Source organism: Mycobacterium sp. 20KCMC460, assembly GCF_022179425.1.
Lineage (GTDB): Bacteria > Actinomycetota > Actinomycetes > Mycobacteriales > Mycobacteriaceae > Mycobacterium > Mycobacterium kiyosense.
Genome location: NZ_AP025524.1, coordinates 6,180,522 through 6,197,852, shown reverse-complemented (window position 1 = coordinate 6,197,852; position 17,331 = coordinate 6,180,522). Strand labels below are relative to the sequence as shown.

Here is a 17,331-nt window from a genome sequence, read left to right as displayed (position 1 = left end):
GCCGATGCCCGACACGACAGCGCTCACCCATCCCGCCTACGGTCAGCTGCGCCCCGTCACCGACACCGTCTCGGTGCTGCTGTGCGACAACCCCGGGCTGATGACGCTGGAGGGCACCAACACCTGGGTGTTGCGCGGCCCGCGCAGCGACGAGCTGGTGATCGTGGATCCCGGCCCCGACGACGACGAGCACATTGCCCGGGTTGCCGCGCTGGGCCGCATCACCCTGGTGCTGATCAGCCATCGTCACGTCGACCACACCGACGGCATCGACAAGCTGGTCGACTTGACCGGGGCAACGGTGCGCTCGGCAGGCAGCGGTTTCCTGCGCGGACTCGGCGGCCACCTGATCGACGGTGAAGTGATCGACGCCGCCGGAGTGAAGATCAAGGTGATGTCCACCCCCGGGCACACCGCCGACTCGTTGTCGTTCGTGCTCGAGGATGCGGTCCTGACCGCCGACACTGTGCTGGGTCGCGGCACCACCGTGATGGACAAAGAAGACGGCAACCTGACCGCGTATCTGGAATCGCTGCACCGGTTGCGCGGGCTGGGCGCCCGAGCGGTATTACCCGGGCACGGGCCGGAGCTGCCCGATCTGGAAGCCGTCGCGCAGGGATACCTGGCGCATCGGCAGGAGCGGCTGGAGCAGGTGCGCGCCGCCCTGCGCGAACTCGGCGAGGACGCCGGTGCGCGGCAGGTGGTCGAGCACGTCTACACCGACGTCGACGAGAAACTGTGGGACGCCGCCGAATGGTCGGTGCAGGTGCAGCTGGACCACCTGCGCGGCTGAGCAGGGCTCGACGGGTCAGCGAGCCCGGCGGGCCAGTCGCTCCGAGTCCGAGATGAGCACGCTCTTGCCCTCCAGGCGAATCCAGCCGCGGTGCGCGAAGTCGGCCAGCGCCTTGTTCACCGTCTCCCGCGACGCGCCCACCAGCTGGGCGATCTCCTCCTGGGTCAGGTCGTGGGTCACCCGCATCGCGCCACCCTCCTGGGTGCCGAACCGCTGAGCGAGCTGCAACAGCTGCTTGGCCACCCGGCCCGGCACGTCGGTGAAGATCAGGTCAGCCAGGTTGTTGTTGGTACGGCGCAGCCGGCGGGCCAGCACGCGTAACAGCTGCTCGGCGATCTCCGGGCGGTCGGCGATCCAGGCCCGCAGCGCATCACGGTCCATCGAAACCGCGCGTACCTCGGTGATCGTCGTCGCGCTGGACGTCCGGGGACCCGGGTCGAAGATGGACAGCTCGCCGAACATGTCCGACGGGCCCATGATGGTGAGCAGGTTCTCTCGGCCGTCCGGTGAGCGGCGACCGATCTTCACCTTGCCGGCGACGATGATGTACAGCCGGTCGCCCGGCTCGCCTTCAGCGAAAACCGTGTGTCCGCGGGGGAAATCAACGGGCTGCAGCTGCTTGGTCAACGCAGCGACTGCGCTGGGTTCAACCCCTTGGAAGATTCCTGCCCTTGCCAGGATCTCGTCCACGTTGCCTCTTCTTGCCTGTTCAGGTTCTAACGAAGTTGATATGGGCAGGCCAACCTGTGACGGTCGACACGAGTCTAAAGGTAGGCCAAACGGCGCGACCTGCCAACGCTACACACGATTGACGTGTCGAGTCACCGTAACCTGTGCGTTGGCCCGGTAAATCGACTCGAAGCCGGCCGCGTGCCGGGCGGACGCGCCCGATTCGATACGTCCGACGTATTCGACGGCAAACAATGTCTCGGCGTGATGGCGACCGGTCAGCTGCTTGGGCCGCGGGGCCGCCGCCAAACCCAGCGCCTGGCGGCGGTGCAGGTACTCCAGCGCCTCGGGCATGCCCTCCCGTGCCAGCGTGCGCATGTCGACTGCGTCTGCCTGGTCCAGAAAATCGGCGACGTCGGTGGCCGTCACGCTGCCCTCGGCGAGCATCTTCTCCAAGCGCCCGAGCCCGAGCGTCGCGAGCATCAGCAACCCCGGAATGCAGGCCACCAGCAACCACAACACAAGGAGAGTAAACACTGCGAAGGTCTCAGCGAGATTACGAAATCAGTACTCTGTCGTAGGTGACAGCGGCGAAATCATCCGGGCGTTCCAAAACCAAGCCCGTCCCGCCCGGTCCGGTGCTCGCCAAGCGCTTCGCGACCGAGACCCACGCCGGTTTGGTGCGCCGGGCACGGCGGATGAATCGCGCACTGGCGCAAGCCTTTCCACACGTCTACTGCGAACTGGACTTCACCTCGCCGCTGGAACTGGCCGTGGCCACCATCCTGTCCGCGCAGAGCACCGACAAAAGGGTCAATCTGACGACGCCGGCGCTGTTCGCCCGCTACCGCACGGCCCTGGATTACGCGCAGGCCGACCGCGAGGAACTCGAGGCGCTGATCCGTCCCACCGGCTTCTACCGCAACAAGGCGTCGTCGCTGATCGGGCTGGGCCAAGCGCTCGTCGAGCGGTTCGACGGCGAAGTCCCCAAGACCATGGAAGAACTGGTGACACTGCCGGGCGTCGGCCGCAAGACCGCCAACGTGATCCTGGGCAACGCGTTCGGCATTCCCGGCATCACCGTCGACACCCACTTCGGCAGACTGGTGCGGCGGTGGCGGTGGACCGCAGCAGAGGACCCGGTCAAGGTGGAGCACGCTGTCGGTGAACTCATCGAGCGCAAAGAATGGACGCTGCTCAGCCACCGCGTGATCTTCCACGGTCGCCGCGTCTGCCACGCCCGCAAACCCGCGTGCGGGGTGTGCGTGCTGGCCAAGGACTGCCCGTCCTTCGGGCTGGGACCCACCGAACCGCTGCTGGCCGCGCCCCTGGTCAACGGCCCGGAAACCGACCATCTGCTGGCCCTGGCCGGGCTTTGACACCCAGAGTCCGCTGGACCGTCGCGATACTGGCGGTGGCCGCCGCGATGGTGGCGGCCCTGGTGGCCCAACTGCGGGACGACACCACGCCGTCCGGGACCCCGGCGCCTGCCCTGCGTGAACACCGCGACGACGACACCCCCGCGGCGCTGGCCGGCCCGCGCCAGCGCGCCGGGCTGCCGCCCTGTCCCGCCCCCGGCAGCGGGGACGGGCCGCCGGCACTGCGCGGCGTGGTAGTGGAGTGTGCGGCCGACGGCGCTCCCGTCGACGTGGCGAAAGCGCTGGCCGGGCGCCGCGTGGTGGTCAATTTGTGGGCGTATTGGTGTGGGCCGTGCACTGCCGAACTGCCCGCCATGGCCGAATATCAACGGCGGGCCGGGGACGACGTGCTGGTGCTGACGGTGCACCAGGACGAGAACGAGACGGCCGCGCTGCTCCGGTTGGCCGAGCTCGGCGTTCGGTTGCCGACGCTGCAGGACGGCCGCCGCCGGGTGGCGTCCGCGCTGCGGATGGTTAACGTGATGCCCGCGACGGTGGTGCTGCGGCCAGACGGTAGCGTTGCGAAAACCCTGCCGCGGGCTTTCGACAGTGCAGACGAGATCGCGGCCGCGGTAGGAGATGGCGCGGGTTAGGAGGGAGGCGCCGGTGACCGCAGCGATTCCCCTGACTCCGGACGTGGGCCCGCCGTGGCTTCGGCCCCTCGTCGACAACGTCGACCAGATCCCCGACGCGTACCGCCGCCGCCTGCCGGCCGACGTTCTCGCCATGGTGACCGCGGCCAGATCGGTGTCGTCGCTGCGCCGCACCGGCCGGGACGCCGCCGTGCTGGTGCTCTTCTCCGGACCGCACCACACCCCTGCCGAGACCGGCGTACCCGACGACGCCGACCTGCTGCTCACCGTGCGGGCCTCCACGCTGCGCCACCACGCCGGGCAGGCGGCCTTCCCCGGCGGCGCATCGGATCCCGGTGACGACGGTCCCGTCGCGACCGCGCTGCGGGAAGCGCGTGAGGAGACCGGGATCGACGTCACCCGACTGCATGCGCTGGCCACCATGGAACGGACGTTCATCGCGCCGTCGAACTTCCACGTCGTCCCGGTGCTGGCGTACTCGCCGGATCCCGGGCCGGTCACCGTTGTCAACGACGCCGAGACCGCGATCGTGGCGCGGGTCCCGGTGCGCGCGTTCATCAACCCGGAGAATCGGCTGATGGTCTACCGCGGCACGTTGGGCAAGCGCTGGGCCGGGCCGGCGTTTCTGCTGAACCAGATGCTGGTGTGGGGCTTCACCGGGCAGGTGATCTCCGCGATGCTCGACGTCGCGGGCTGGTCCCAGCCGTGGGATACCGACGACCTGCGCGAGCTGGATGACGCGATGGTGCTGGTCGGTGACGACCGATGAACTCGATGACCCCGTCGCAGTGGCTCGACATCGCGGTGCTGGCGGTGGCCTTCATCGCCGCGATCTCCGGATGGCGGTCCGGCGCACTGGGTTCCATGCTGTCGTTCGCGGGGGTGGTGCTCGGCGGTATGGCCGGGGTGTTGCTGGTGCCGCACCTGGTCGGCCACATCTCGGCGCCGCGCGCCAAACTGTTCGCCGCGCTGTTCGTGATCCTGGCCCTGGTGGTGGTCGGCGAGGTCGCCGGCGTGGTGCTGGGCCGGGCCGTGCGCAGTGCGATCCGCAACCGGCCGGTCCGCCTGGTCGACTCGGTGATCGGGGTGGGGCTGCAGCTCGTGGTGGTGCTCACGGCGGCCTGGCTGCTGGCGACACCGCTGACCCAGTCCAAAGATCAGCCGGAGCTGGCCGCCGCGGTCCGTGGCTCGCGGGTGCTCGCCGAAGTCAACGAGGTGGCCCCGACCTGGCTGAAGACGGTGCCCAAGCGGCTTTCGGCGCTGCTCAACATCTCCGGTCTGCCGGCGGTGCTGCCGCCGTTCAGCCGAACCCCGATCATTCCGGTCGCTTCGCCGGATCCGGCGCTGGCCAACAACCCGGTGGTCGCCACCGTCGCGCCCAGCGTCGTCAAGATCCGCAGCATGGCGCCGAGCTGCCAGAAGATCTTGGAGGGCACCGGCTTCGTGATCGCTCCGGAGCGGGTGATGACTAACGCGCACGTGGTGGCCGGATCCAACAATGTCTCGCTGCAGGTGGCGGGCAAGGATTACAACGCCACCGTGGTGTCCTACGACCCTCAGGTGGACATCGCCATACTCGCCGTGCCGGGACTGCCGTCGGCGCCACTCGAGTTCGCCACCGCCCCGGCCAAGACCGGCACCGACGTGGTTGTCCTCGGTTACCCGGGCGGCGGCAACTTCACTGCCACCCCGGCCCGGATCCGGGAGATCATCAAGCTCAGCGGACCCGACATCTACCACAGCCCGCAGCAGGTGACCCGCGACGTCTACACGATCAGAGCCAATGTGGAACAAGGAGATTCGGGCGGGCCGCTGATCGACCTGAACGGTCGCGTGCTCGGCGTGGTGTTCGGCGCCGCGGTCGACGACGCCGACACCGGCTTCGTGTTGACCGCCGAGGAAGTGAACAGTCAGCTGACCAAGATCGGCGCCACCCAGCAGGTCAACACCGGCGCCTGCGTCACCTGACCCGCTGCTGATCGAGGAACCTCATCAGGTGCCGGTTGATCTCCTGCGGAGCCTCTTCGTGGCTGAAATGCCCGGCGCCGGCCACAGATATATAGCGTCCGTGCGGCGCGTAGCGCTGGGTCCCCTCGACGGGCGCGGCCAGCACGTAGGGGTCGGCGTCGCCGCGAATGTGCAGCAGCGGCACGCCGAGGGGTGCCACGGTCGACTTGATGAAACGGTGGCCTTCGGTGCGCAGCTGGCTGCGCACCGCCCACCGCTGATACTCCAGCGCACAATGCGCGGCCCCCGGGATCCGGATGGCCTGGCGCAGGTAGTCGACGGATTGCGAAAAATCCTCGGAGGCAACCCATTTGGCACTGCTGCGGCTACGCACCAGCCGTTCGATCTCGGCGCCGTTGTTCCTGGTCAGTAGCCGCTCGGGAAACAGCGGCGTCTGGTAACGCAGCAGTGTGGGCAGCAGCGCGCGACCCTGGTCGCGGCGGGTCAGCGTGGCTCGCCGCAATGCGGCCGGGTGCGGCGAACTGACCAGGGCGATGGCGCGGACCAGCCGCGAATGCAGCAGCGCGGTGGCCCAGCAGGCCAGCCCGCCGTCGGCGTGGCCGATCAGCGTCGCCGAGGAATGCCCGAGCGCGCGGATCAACCCGGCGGTGTCGCCGGCCAGCGTCCAGCCGTCATAGCCGCGCGGCGGTTTGTCGCTGCCGCCGTAGCCGCGCAGGTCGACCGCGACCACCCGGGCCCCGCGCAACTCCCGCAACTGGTGGCGCCAGGAATACCAGAACGAGCCGAACCCGTGCAGCAGGATGACCAGCGGCCGCGCGGTGGCCGGCACACCAGCCTCCACATCGTCGGCAACAGCCTCGACGACATGGAACCGGATACCGTTGGCGTGCACGTCCAGATGGCGCCAAGGCCCGCCGATGCGGACCATCGACGGATCTGGAGCCGGCATCTACCAACCCGAGGGATCGGTGGGTGTCTTGTCCGAGGTGATCGCCGGGACGTTCGAGGTCGACGGCGTCTTGTCGTGACCCGGCGTGAACGCGCTGGGCAATTCCTTCACCGATTCGATGGTCTTGCTCGGCCCCCGGATCCGGCGCACCTTCAGGAAGCCCAGCAGTGCCAGCACCGCGGTGACCACGACCATGATCGCGAAGACGATCAGGAACGCCACCCAGCGCCACAGCCAGGTGTCGAGCAGTTCGGCCAGGAAGAAGAACAGAAAGAAGGTGGAGTAGAACAGGACGACCAGCGCGGAGATGAAGAAGACGCTGCCGGTCAGGCCTTTCTTCACGTCCCGGGTGATCTCGGCGCGGGCCAACTCGACCTCGGCGCGCACCAGCGTCGACATCTGCGTGGTCGCATCCTTGATCAGGTCGCCCACCGTCGGCTCACCGGCCCGGGCGTGCGGGTCGGCCAGCGGGATCGTGGTCAGCGTGTTGGGCACACCGTTCTTATCGGGTTTGCTCACAGACGGTCCTCTCCGTTTCACGCCTTCGTCCAGCGCCCCACCGGCGCGCCGCGTCGCCGCTTATGTTGCCATGTGAACCGTTGCCGGACGAGGCCAGCCGAACCGTCCGTGAACGACGCCGGATCGGCCCGCGAACTGAGGTTGTCGGCTGCTCGGAACGGCCCCGGCCGCCATGGGACGATCCTCTACACTGACGCACTGGTCTCCGAACTTTCTCCAGGTTCAAAATCCCGACGGGAGTAATACTTTGCCGAAGGCGCCTAGCGGCCCCGTACCCGCCATCGCGGCCGTCCTGGCCGTGTTCCTGGGCCTGCTGCTGGCGCCGGCCGGCACCGCCAACGCCGACGAGAAGGTGCCGCTGGGTGGTGGCGCGGGCATCGTCGTCAACACCGGCACGCTGTGCACGCTGACCGCGATCGGCCACGACAATCGTGGTGACCTGATCGGTTTCACCTCGGCGCACTGCGGCGGCCCGGGCGCTCCCGTCGCTGCCGAGGACGCCGAGAACCGGGGTCCGGTGGGCACCATGGTCGCCGGCAACGACAGCCTCGACTACGCGGTCATCAAGTTCGACCCGGCCAAGGTGACGCCGGTGGCCAACCTGAACGGCTTCGCCATCAACGGCATCGGACCCGACCCGACGTTCGGACAGGTCGCCTGCAAGCAGGGCCGCACCACCGGTAACTCGTGCGGCGTGACCTGGGGACCCGGCCAGGACCCGGGCACCATCCTGATGCAGGTGTGCGGTGGGCCCGGCGACTCCGGGGCGCCGGTCACGGTGGACAGCCAGCTGGTCGGCATGATCCACGGCGCCTTCAGCGACAGCCTGCCCAGCTGCATCACCAAATACATTCCGCTGCACACGCCGGCGGTGGTGATGTCGATCAACGCCGACCTGGCCGACATCGTCGCCAAGAACCGGCCCGGCTCCGGTTTCGTGCCGATTTCCTGACGCGCTTACTTGGCCTCGCGGATCGCGTCGAACACATTGGGATCCAGCAGCGTCGAGGTGTCGCCCAGCTCGCGGTTCTCGGCGATGTCGCGCAGCAACCGGCGCATGATCTTGCCGCTGCGGGTCTTCGGCAACTCCGGCACCACATGGACTTCGCGCGGCTTGGCGATCGGCGAGATCTCGTGGGCGACCTCGGCACGCAGTTCCTCGACGGTGCCGTCGGTGGCCTCGTAGTTGCCGCGCAACACCACGAACGCGCAGATTGCCTGGCCGGTGGTGTCGTCGGTGACCCCGACCACCGCCGCCTCGGCCACCCCCGGGTGCCCGACCAGCGCGGACTCCACCTCGGCGGTGGAGATGCGGTGCCCGGAAATATTCATCACGTCGTCGATGCGGCCCAGCACCCAGATGTCGCCGTCGGGGTCGAACCGGGCGCCGTCACCGGCGAAGTAATAGCCGTGCTCGGGGTACTTCGACCAGTACGTCCTGCGGTACCGCTCCGGGTCGCCCCAGATGCCGCGCAGCATCGACGGCCACGGCTGATCCAGGACGAGATAGCCGGTGACGTGTGTCTCGCCGTCCTCGTCCGGCGGTAGCGGCTCGCCGTGATCGTCGACGATTTTGGCCGAGATGCCCGGCAGCGGGGTCATCGCCGAGCCGGGCTTGGCCTTGCTGACACCGGGCAGCGGGGAGATCATCGCCGCACCCGTCTCGGTCTGCCACCAGGTGTCGACGACGGGCACGCGTCCGCCGCCGATGACGTCGCGGTACCAGCGCCACGCTTCGGGGTTGATGATCTCGCCGACCGAACCCAGCAGCCGGATGCTGGACAGGTCATGCGCGTCGGGGATCTCCCGGCCCCACTTCATGAACGTACGGATCAGCGTCGGCGCTGTGTAATAGATTGTGACGCCGTACTTTTCGATGATCTCGAAATGCCGGTGCTCGCTGGGTGTGTTGGGGGTGCCCTCGTAGAGCACCTCGGTGACGCCGTTGGACAGCGGACCGTAGACGCCGTAGGTGTGCCCGGTGACCCAGCCGATGTCGGCCGTGCACCAGAACACGTCACGCTCCGGTTTGACGTCGAAGACGGCGTGCATGGTGTACGCGCACTGGGTCAGGTAGCCGCCGCTGGTGTGCACGATGCCCTTGGGCGTTCCGGTGGTGCCGGAGGTGTACAGCAGGAACAGCGGTTGCTCGGCGTCGAACGCCTCCGGGGTGTGTTCGGGCGACGCTTCGTCGACCACCTCGTGCCACCACAGGTCGCGGTCGTCGTTCCATTCCACGTCTATTCCGGTGCGCCGCACCACGATCACGTTCTCGACGGGACTGTCCTCGACCGAGACGGCCTCGTCGGCGGCCTCCTTGAGCGGAGCCGGGTGGCCGCGGCGGAACTGACCGTCGGCGGTGATCAGCAGCTTGGCCTGGGCGTCGGCGATGCGGGCCCGCAGCGCGTGCGCGGTGAAGCCGCCGAACACCACCGTGTGCATGATGCCCAGCCGGGCGCAGGCCAGCATCGCGATCACGGCTTCCGGGATGAGCGGTAGGTAGATGGCCACCCGGTCCCCGGCGACCAGGCCCAGGCCGGCCAGCGCGTTGGCCGCCTTAGCGACCTCCCGCTGCAGGTCCGCGTAGGTCAGCGTGCGCTCGTGGCCCTCCGGCTCGCCGACCCAGTGGATGGCGACCCGATCCCCGTTGCCGGCCTCGACGTGGCGGTCCACGCAGTTGTAAGCGACGTTGAGCTTTCCCCCGACGAACCACTTGGCGAACGGCGCGTCCGACCAGTCCAGCACCTCGGTGTGGGGAGTGTCCCAGGTCAGCCGCTCGGCTTGTTCGGCCCAGAACGCCAGGCGGTCCTGCTCGGCCTGGTCGTAGAGCGCGGCCCGGGCGTTGGCCTGCTCGGCGAACTGCGTCGGGGGCGGATAGGCCGTGGGGTGTTCGGCATCGGTGGTGGTCACGGGTGTGAGCGTAATACCGCACCCGGCACCGGCGGTCATCCTTCAATTCCCGGTCACCTGGCGTACATCTTCCGCCGCGACCGGGGCTCGGGCGGCGCACCCCTTAAGGTCGCTGTTATGCATCGGAGGATGGGGGCCGTGCTGCTGGTGGCCACCCTGCTGGCCGGTTGCCTGTGCGGTTGCGGCGGCGGTGTGCTGACGCCCGATCTGGTGGTCGTCAACGGCGGCGAGCCGCCCAACCCGCTGATCCCGACCGGCACCAACGACAGCAACGGCGGTCGCATCATCGACCGGCTCTTCGCCGGGCTGATGTCCTATGACGCCGCCGGCCGGCCGGCCCCGGAGGTCGCCGAGTCCGTGGCGACCACCGATAACGTCAACTACCGGGTGGTGCTCAAACCGGGCTGGAAATTCACCGACGGGTCTCCGGTAACGGCGCACTCGTTCGTCGACGCGTGGAACTACGGGGCAGCGAGTGCCAATGCCCAACTGCAGCAACAATTCTTCAGTCCGATAGCCGGGTTCGACGAGGTGGCCGGCCCGCCGGGCCCCGGACGACCGACCACCATGTCGGGGCTGCAGGTGCTCAGCGATCTCGAGTTCACGGTGCAGTTGCGGGCGCCGACGGTGGACTTCGTGCTGAGTCTGGGCCACAGCGCGTTCTACCCACTGCCGCCCTCGGCATTTCGCGACCTGACCGCGTTCGGGCAACACCCGATCGGCAACGGCCCGTACCGGCTCGCCGAGGGCTCCGACGGCCCGGCCTGGGAGCACAACGTCCGGTTGGACCTACGACCCAATCCCGACTATCACGGCAACCGCCAACCCCGCAACAAAGGTCTGCGGTTCGAGTTCTACGGTAACCTCGAGACCGCCTATTCCGATCTGTTGTCCGGCAATCTCGATGTGCTGGACACGATTCCGTCCAGCGCGCTGACCATCTATCCACGCGATCTGGGCGGCAACTGGCTCAAGAGCCCGGTGGCTGTCAGTCAATCGCTGGATACCCCGTTGCGGCTGCCGCATTTCGGCGGTGAGGAGGGCCGGTTGCGCAGGCTGGCCTTGTCGGCGGCGATCAACCGCCCGCAGATCTGTCAGCAGATCTTCAACGGAACACGCAGCCCGGCAAGGGATTTCACCGCCAGCTCGCTACCCGGGTTCGATCCGAACATCCCGGGCAACGACGCGTTGGACTTCAATCCTGAACGGGCCCGCAAACTTTGGGCGCAAGCCAACGCCATCTCGCCGTGGAGCGGACGCTACGCCATCGCCTACAACGCCGACAGCGGCCACCAGGAGTGGGTCGACGCGGTGGCCAACAGCATCAAAAACGTGCTGGGCATCGACGCGGCCGGTGCGCCCTACCCCACCTTCGCCGGCTTTCGCACCCAGGTCGGCAACCGCACCATCGACACCGCGTTCCGGGCCGGCTGGATCGGCGACTACCCGTCGATGATCGAATTCCTCGCCCCGCTGTACGCCACCGGAGCGGGATCCAACGACGTCGGCTACTCCAGCCGGGAATTCGACGCCGCGCTGGCGGCGGCCCAGGCGGCGCCCAATCTGCGCGACGCAGACGTGCTGACCAATGTCGCACAGCGAATCCTGTTGCGCGACATGCCGAGCGTGCCGCTGTGGTACTACATCAGTGTCATCGGATGGTCGAACCAGGTCAGCAACGTCAGGCCCACCTGGAACGGGATGCCCGACTACGAGAACCTGGTGAAGGGTTGAGATGGGCTGGTATGTGCTGCGCCGCCTGGCCACCATGGTGCCGGTCTTCCTAGGTGCCACGCTGCTGATCTACGGGATGGTGTTCCTGCTACCCGGCGACCCGATCGCGGCTATCGCCGGCGACCGGCCGCTGAGTCCGGCGGTGGCCGCGCAACTGCGTGCGCAGTACCATCTCGACGACCCGTTCCTGGTGCAGTACCTGCGCTATCTGGGCGGGCTGCTGCGCGGCGACCTGGGCCGCGCGTATTCCGGTCTGCCGGTGAGAGCCGTTCTGGCACACGCTTTTCCGGTGACGATCCGGCTGGCGCTGATCGCGCTGGTGATCGAGGCGGTGCTGGGCATCGGCTTCGGGGTGATCGCCGGGCTGCGCCAGGGCGGCTCCTTCGACGCCACCGTTCTTCTCACCGGGCTGATCATCATCGCGATCCCGATCTTCGTGCTGGGCTTCCTGGCGCAGTTCGTGTTCGGGGTACGGCTGGGGTGGGCCCCGGTCACCGTCGGCGGGCAGGCCAGCTTCGACCGGCTGCTGCTGCCTGGAATCGTGCTGGGCTCGGTGTCATTCGCGTACGTGGTGCGCTTGACCCGCTCCGCGGTCGCGGCCAACGCCCACGCCGACTACGTCCGCACCGCCACCGCCAAGGGGCTGTCGCGACCACGGGTGGTGACGGTCCATATCCTGCGCAACTCGCTGATCCCGGTGGTGACCTTCCTCGGCGCGGACCTGGGAGCGCTGATGGGGGGCGCCATCGTGACAGAAGGGATCTTCAACATCCACGGCGTCGGGGGTGTGCTGTACCAGGCCGTCACCCGGCAGGAGGCGCCCACCGTGGTGTCGATCGTGACGGTTCTGGTGTTGATCTACCTGCTCAGCAATCTGCTGGTAGACCTGCTGTACGCGGCGCTGGACCCGCGGATCCGCTATGTATAGGCGGCCGAAGTTCGTCATCTCCGCGGCGCTGATCGTGCTGATCCTGGCGGTTGCGGCGTTCCCGGCGCTGTTCACCGGCGCGGACCCCGGCTACGCCGATCCGAGCCAGAGCCTGCTCCCGCCGTCGGCGGCGCACTGGTTCGGCACCGACCTGCAAGGCCACGACATCTACGCGCGCACCGTCTACGGGGCGCGGGCATCGGTCACGGTCGGACTGGGCGCGACGCTGCTGGTGTTTGTGGTCGGGGGTGCGCTCGGGGCACTGGCCGGCTTCTACGGCGGTTGGGTGGATGCGCTGGTGTCGCGCGTCGCCGACGTGTTCTTCGCGCTGCCATTGCTGTTGGCCGCGATCGTCTTGATGCAGGTGCTGCATCACCGCACGGTGTGGACGGTGATCGCCATCCTGGCTCTGTTCGGCTGGCCGCAGGTGGCCCGGATCGCGCGCAGTTCGGTGCTGCAGGTGCGCTCCAGTGACTATGTGCTGGCGGCCAAAGCCCTTGGGCTGGGTAGATTTCAGACTCTGCTGCGGCATGCGATACCCAACGCCATCGGGCCGGTGATCGCGGTCGCCACGATCGTGCTGGGCGCCTTCATCGTCACCGAAGCCACCCTGTCCTACCTGGGTGTCGGACTGCCGACATCGGTGGTCTCGTGGGGCGGGGACATCAACGTGGCGCAGATGCGGTTGCGGGCGGGATCACCCATTCTGTTCTATCCCGCCGGCGCGCTGGCGATCACGGTGCTGGCGTTCATGATGATGGGCGATGCGCTACGCGACGGCCTGGACCCGGCGTCGAGGGCGTGGCGCGCATGAACCCGCTGTTGTCGGTCGAGGGCCTGGAAGTCAGCTTCGGCGACCAACCCGCGGTGTGCGGCATGTCGTTCTCGGTGCTGCCGGGTCAGACGGTCGCGGTGGTGGGGGAGTCGGGCTCGGGTAAGTCCACTGCGGCGGCGGCGATTCTCGGCCTACTCTCCCCGGGAGGCCGAATCACCGCCGGACACATCGTTTTCGACGGGCGCGACATCACCTCGGCGGGTGAGCGGGCGATGCGCTCCATCCGCGGCCGCCAAATCGGCTACGTGCCACAGGATCCCATGACGAACCTCAACCCGGTCTGGAAGGTCGGGTTCCAGATTCGGGAAGCGTTGCGCGCCAACACCGATCGTCGCGCGGCGCGGCAACGGGCGGTGGAGCTGCTCGCCGAGGCCGGGATGCGGGATCCGGCCAAGCAGGCGGGCCGCTACCCGCACCAGCTGTCCGGCGGTATGTGTCAGCGTGCGCTGATCGCCATCGGGCTGGCCGGGCGGCCCCGACTACTCATCGCCGACGAGCCGACCTCGGCGCTGGACGTCACCGTACAACGGCAGGTGCTCGATCATCTGCGCAAGCTCACCGACGAGTTGGGAACGGCGCTGCTGCTGATCACCCACGACCTGGCGCTGGCCGCCGAGCGGGCCGAGTCGGTGGTGGTCGTTCATCGCGGCGTCGTAGTGGAATCCGGTGCGGCGCAGTCGATCCTCAGCGAACCGCAGCACGAGTACACGCGCCGGCTGGTTGCTGCCGCGCCGTCGCTGAGGGTCCGGGACAAACGCCCCGCCCGGGTCGGCGAGCAAGGCGGCGCCGACATCCTGGTGGTATCGGAGCTGACCAAGACCTATCGGGAAACCCGCGGCGCACCGTGGCGGCGCAGCGAGTTCCGCGCCGTCGATGCGGTGTCGTTCCGGCTGCCGCGGGCCAGTACCCTCGCCGTGGTCGGCGAATCAGGTTCGGGCAAATCCACTTTGGCGCGCATGGTGCTCGGCTTGCTCAAGCCGACGTCAGGGTCCGTGCTGTTCGACGGCGCCGATGTCACCACCATGGACCGGGCTGCCGAACTCGCTTTTCGTCGTCGGGTGCAGCCGGTGTTCCAGAACCCGTACAGCAGCCTGGATCCGATGTATTCGGTGGCACGTGCCATCGAGGAGCCGCTGCGCATCCACCGGCTCGGTGACCGCGGGCAGCGCCGACGCGCGGCGCGGGAGCTGGCCGACCAGGTGTCGCTGCCGTCCTCGGTGTTGAACCGGCTGCCGCGTGAGCTGTCGGGCGGGCAGCGCCAGCGCGTCGCGATCGCCCGCGCGCTCGCGCTGCGGCCCGACGTGCTGGTGTGCGACGAGGCGGTGTCGGCATTGGACGTGTTGGTGCAGCAGCAGATCCTGGACCTGCTGGCCGAACTGCAGGCCGAGCTGGGGCTGACCTATCTGTTCATCAGCCACGACTTGGCCGTGATCCGGCAGATCTCCGACCGGGTGCTGGTGATGCGCGCCGGCCAGGTGGTCGAGCAGGCCCCTACCGAGCGGGTGTTCAGCGCACCTCAGCACGAATACACCCGGCAACTGCTGGAAGCCATCCCCGGCGCCTCTTCGGCGCCTTGCCAGTAGGTTTCAAGCTGTGACGGATCCGCTGGCGCCGCTGATGGACCTGCCGGGTGTCGCTGAAGCCAGCGACCGGGCGCGCGAGGCGCTGGGGCGGGCCCATCGGCACCGGGCCAACCTGCGCGGCTGGCCGGTGACGGCCGCGGAGGCGTCGTTGCGAGCGGCCCGGGCCTCCTCGGTGCTCGACGGCGGTCCGGTGCAGCTCGACGACGTCGCGGATGCCGCAGGCGTCAGCGACCCGGTGTTCGGCGGAGCGTTGCGGGTGGCCCAGGCCCTGGAAGGCGGCGAGGGGTCACTCGTCGCCGTGTGGCGGAAAGCGCCACTGCAGGCGCTGGCGCGGCTGCACATGCTGGCGGCCGCCGACCAGGTCGACGAGGCACGGCTGGGCCGCCCGCGTGCCGCACCCGAGATCGGCCCGCGGCTGGAGTTGCTCGCCGACGTCGTCACCCGACCCACTGCGGCTTCGGCGCCGGTGGTTGCCGCCGTGGCGCACGGGGAGTTGCTGACACTCGAGCCGTTCGGCAGCGCCGACGGTGTCGTCGCCCGTGCGGTGTCTCGGTTGGTGACCATTGCCGGCGGCCTGGATCCGCATGGGCTGGGTGTGCCGGAGGTGATGTGGATGCGTCAGCCCGCGGCCTACCGGGACGCCGCGCTGAAGTTCGCGTCCGGTTCCCCCGACGGCGTGGCGGCCTGGCTGGTGCTGTGTTGCCGGGCGTTGCGGGCCGGCGCGCAGGAAGCTGTGGCGATTGCCGATTCGGTAGCTGGGGGCCCGAAAAGATAGCGCACCGGAAAATGCGAAGCGGGCGGCGATACGAATGAATTCGAATCGCCGCCCGCCAACACGGTTCCCGGGTACCAAGCGTGCATATGTGGGCTGCGTGGGTGGCCTCGGCGCGTTTGCGAAACTTCCTGCTGCGACCCCACCCAAAGGGCCGTCGGGGCATTCCGTCATTCGCAATTACGCAGGCCCGCAACACTTCTGCCATTATCGCGGCTATGACTCCGCGTGGGTGCCGAGAACCGTGCTGGGTGCCCGGGTCGGGAGAACGAACCTTCTCTTCCGGATCGACCTTGGCCTCACCGGGCTGCCGTGGTTCCTTTGTACTACTAGACCACAGGCACAGCAACCCCTGTCGCGGGTGAAAGTTCGGCAATTGCAGCGAATTTCCCGTCCGTGCGTTTGCTGACGGGACGGTTGGGAAAATTGCGACGGCAGTGCTGGCAGGCGCCGTCAGAACGCGTAACGCCGCAACAGCGCGTAGGTGACGGCGCCGGCCGCCACCGCGGTCACACCGACGGCGGCCGTCGTCGCGATGGCCGCCCCCGAGGGCGCCGGTATTCGGTCGCGCAGCGACACGGGCCGGGAGAACGACAACACCGGCCAGCCGCGTTCGAGGGCTTCTCGCCGCAGACCACGGTCGGGGTTGACCACCGACGGGTGCCCCACCGTTTCCAGCATCGGCAGGTCGGTGATCGAGTCGGAGTAGGCGTAGCAGTGCTCCAAGGGGTAACCCTCGCGGGCGGCCAGCTCGCGGATCGCCTGCACCTTGCCGTCGCCGTAGCAGTAGAACGCGATCTCGCCGGTGTACTTGCCGTCCTCGACCACCATCCGGGTGGCCATCGCGTGCGTGGCGCCCAGCGCCCGGGCGATCGGCGCGACGATCTCTTCGCCCGATGCGGACACCACCACGACGTCGCGCCCGAACAGCTTGTGGGCCGCGATCAGGTCAGCGGCCTCGGCGAACACCAGCGGAGTCACGATGTCGTGCAGCGTCTCGGCGACGATCGACTTGACCTGCTCGACGTCCCACCCGACGCACATGTTGGCCAGGTGAGCGCGCATCCGGTCCATCTGGTCATGGTCGGCCCCGGAGAGCAGGAAGATGAACTGCGCGTAGCTGGACTTCAGCACAGCCCGCCGGTTAAGTAGTCCCTGCGCAAAAAAGGGTTTGCTGAAAGCCAGCGTGCTGGACTTGGCGATGATGGTCTTGTCCAAATCGAAGAACGCCGCGGTGCGGACACCGGGAACAGCCGGTCCCGGTGTTTGCGGAGAGCTCTGTCCGTGCGCGGCCGAGTCGGGGACGGTCACCGATCCAGCATAGGTCGGCGATTCGACGCAGCCGGGATCTTTGGCGCGGATCGGTGTCAGAACGGGCTTCTAATTCCCGGCTTGTCTTTCTGCCGTGGGCGTTTTCACGGCTCAAACGGCACTTTCGTTTCGGCTGAGTACTTGCGTTGAGCCCGGCTGGCATGTGTATAGTAAGCATTACTCGGCCTTGAGCCGAGGGTGTATCAGCCCGACCCCCCGGGGCTGATACACGACGACCCTCGCCTCCTCCCCCCCTGGCGGGGGTCGTCCCTTTTCCAGGGTAAAAATTTCTGACTGACCACCGGTCACTTTTGCCTGCGTCCGCCTGGGGTTCGTTGCGGGAATCGTA

Annotated in this window: 17 protein-coding genes; 11 read left to right on the top strand and 6 right to left on the bottom strand. The window is 68.1% G+C overall.

Features of this window, described 5'->3' with window-relative positions; genetic code table 11:
* Nucleotides 1-4 precede the first annotated feature (4 nt).
* A complete protein-coding gene (locus MKCMC460_RS28655) occupies nucleotides 5-793 on the top strand; it encodes an MBL fold metallo-hydrolase (protein WP_236978639.1) in 789 nt (262 codons plus the stop codon).
* Between the two features lie 15 nt (nucleotides 794-808).
* Here the strand turns inward: MKCMC460_RS28655 and crp are convergent, their stop codons facing one another.
* Together crp and MKCMC460_RS28645 are read right to left on the bottom strand one after the other, a co-directional pair.
* Complete coding sequence (gene crp / locus MKCMC460_RS28650) at nucleotides 809-1,483, bottom strand: cAMP-activated global transcriptional regulator CRP (RefSeq protein ID WP_036362963.1); 675 nt, start codon at nucleotides 1,481-1,483, stop codon at nucleotides 809-811.
* Between the two features lie 108 nt (nucleotides 1,484-1,591).
* Nucleotides 1,592-1,999 (bottom strand): hypothetical protein, encoded by a 408-nt coding sequence (locus MKCMC460_RS28645; RefSeq protein WP_236978638.1) that lies wholly within the window; start codon nucleotides 1,997-1,999, stop codon nucleotides 1,592-1,594.
* Nucleotides 2,000-2,160: 161 nt separating this feature from the next.
* Between MKCMC460_RS28645 and nth the strand changes: the two genes are divergently transcribed.
* Genes nth through marP form a run of 4 tightly spaced genes read left to right on the top strand, consistent with a single transcriptional unit; the run spans nucleotide 2,161 to nucleotide 5,441 of the window.
* Complete coding sequence (nth, locus tag MKCMC460_RS28640) at nucleotides 2,161-2,841, top strand: endonuclease III (RefSeq protein WP_236984468.1); 681 nt, start codon at nucleotides 2,161-2,163, stop codon at nucleotides 2,839-2,841.
* A gap of 47 nt (nucleotides 2,842-2,888) precedes the next feature.
* A complete protein-coding gene (locus tag MKCMC460_RS28635) occupies nucleotides 2,889-3,473 on the top strand; it encodes a TlpA disulfide reductase family protein (protein ID WP_236984466.1) in 585 nt (194 codons plus the stop codon).
* Nucleotides 3,460-4,242 carry a CoA pyrophosphatase gene (locus tag MKCMC460_RS28630; protein WP_236978637.1) on the top strand — a complete coding sequence of 261 codons (783 nt, stop codon included), beginning with the start codon at nucleotides 3,460-3,462 and terminating at the stop codon, nucleotides 4,240-4,242. Before MKCMC460_RS28635 ends, MKCMC460_RS28630 begins: the two co-directional genes overlap by 14 nt.
* A 5-nt stretch (nucleotides 4,243-4,247) precedes the next feature.
* Nucleotides 4,248-5,441, top strand: coding sequence for an acid resistance serine protease MarP (gene marP, locus MKCMC460_RS28625; protein WP_236984464.1), 1,194 nt, complete (start codon nucleotides 4,248-4,250; stop codon nucleotides 5,439-5,441).
* Here the strand turns inward: marP and MKCMC460_RS28620 are convergent.
* Entirely contained in the window at nucleotides 5,434-6,390 is a 957-nt protein-coding gene (locus tag MKCMC460_RS28620) for an alpha/beta fold hydrolase (RefSeq protein ID WP_236978636.1), read from the bottom strand. The genes marP and MKCMC460_RS28620 overlap by 8 nt on opposite strands.
* Nucleotides 6,391-6,909, bottom strand: coding sequence for a phage holin family protein (locus MKCMC460_RS28615; RefSeq protein WP_236978634.1), 519 nt, complete (start codon nucleotides 6,907-6,909; stop codon nucleotides 6,391-6,393). It abuts the gene before it with no gap.
* 280 nt (nucleotides 6,910-7,189) lie between these two features.
* Here MKCMC460_RS28615 and MKCMC460_RS28610 point away from each other — a divergent pair, with 280 nt between their 5' ends.
* Nucleotides 7,190-7,861, top strand: coding sequence for a S1 family peptidase (locus MKCMC460_RS28610; protein WP_236984461.1), 672 nt, complete (start codon nucleotides 7,190-7,192; stop codon nucleotides 7,859-7,861).
* A 5-nt stretch (nucleotides 7,862-7,866) separates the two neighbouring features.
* Here MKCMC460_RS28610 and acs read toward each other — a convergent pair whose 3' ends face one another.
* Nucleotides 7,867-9,858, bottom strand: coding sequence for an acetate--CoA ligase (gene acs / locus MKCMC460_RS28605; RefSeq protein WP_370653045.1), 1,992 nt, complete (start codon nucleotides 9,856-9,858; stop codon nucleotides 7,867-7,869).
* A gap of 78 nt (nucleotides 9,859-9,936) precedes the next feature.
* Here acs and MKCMC460_RS28600 point away from each other — a divergent pair, with 78 nt between their 5' ends.
* The 5 genes from MKCMC460_RS28600 to MKCMC460_RS28580 are packed head-to-tail and all read left to right on the top strand — an operon-like array spanning nucleotide 9,937 to nucleotide 15,674.
* Nucleotides 9,937-11,553, top strand: coding sequence for an ABC transporter substrate-binding protein (locus MKCMC460_RS28600; RefSeq protein WP_238305133.1), 1,617 nt, complete (start codon nucleotides 9,937-9,939; stop codon nucleotides 11,551-11,553).
* Between the two features lies 1 nt (nucleotide 11,554).
* Nucleotides 11,555-12,481, top strand: a complete 927-nt coding sequence (locus MKCMC460_RS28595; RefSeq protein WP_236978631.1) for an ABC transporter permease — start codon at nucleotides 11,555-11,557, stop codon at nucleotides 12,479-12,481.
* Complete coding sequence (locus MKCMC460_RS28590) at nucleotides 12,474-13,295, top strand: ABC transporter permease (protein ID WP_236978630.1); 822 nt, start codon at nucleotides 12,474-12,476, stop codon at nucleotides 13,293-13,295. The genes MKCMC460_RS28595 and MKCMC460_RS28590 overlap by 8 nt, the downstream gene beginning before the upstream one ends.
* Nucleotides 13,292-14,899, top strand: a complete 1,608-nt coding sequence (locus MKCMC460_RS28585; protein ID WP_236984459.1) for an ABC transporter ATP-binding protein — start codon at nucleotides 13,292-13,294, stop codon at nucleotides 14,897-14,899. The genes MKCMC460_RS28590 and MKCMC460_RS28585 overlap by 4 nt, the downstream gene beginning before the upstream one ends.
* Before the next feature lie 34 nt (nucleotides 14,900-14,933).
* Nucleotides 14,934-15,674: an oxidoreductase gene (locus MKCMC460_RS28580; RefSeq protein ID WP_236984457.1), complete on the top strand. Its 741-nt coding sequence runs from the start codon at nucleotides 14,934-14,936 to the stop codon at nucleotides 15,672-15,674.
* 450 nt (nucleotides 15,675-16,124) lie between these two features.
* On the opposite strand, the gene MKCMC460_RS28575 is transcribed toward MKCMC460_RS28580, so the two are convergent.
* Nucleotides 16,125-16,982 carry an HAD-IB family hydrolase gene (locus MKCMC460_RS28575; RefSeq protein ID WP_236978629.1) on the bottom strand — a complete coding sequence of 286 codons (858 nt, stop codon included), beginning with the start codon at nucleotides 16,980-16,982 and terminating at the stop codon, nucleotides 16,125-16,127.
* Between the last annotated feature and the right edge of the window lie 349 nt (nucleotides 16,983-17,331).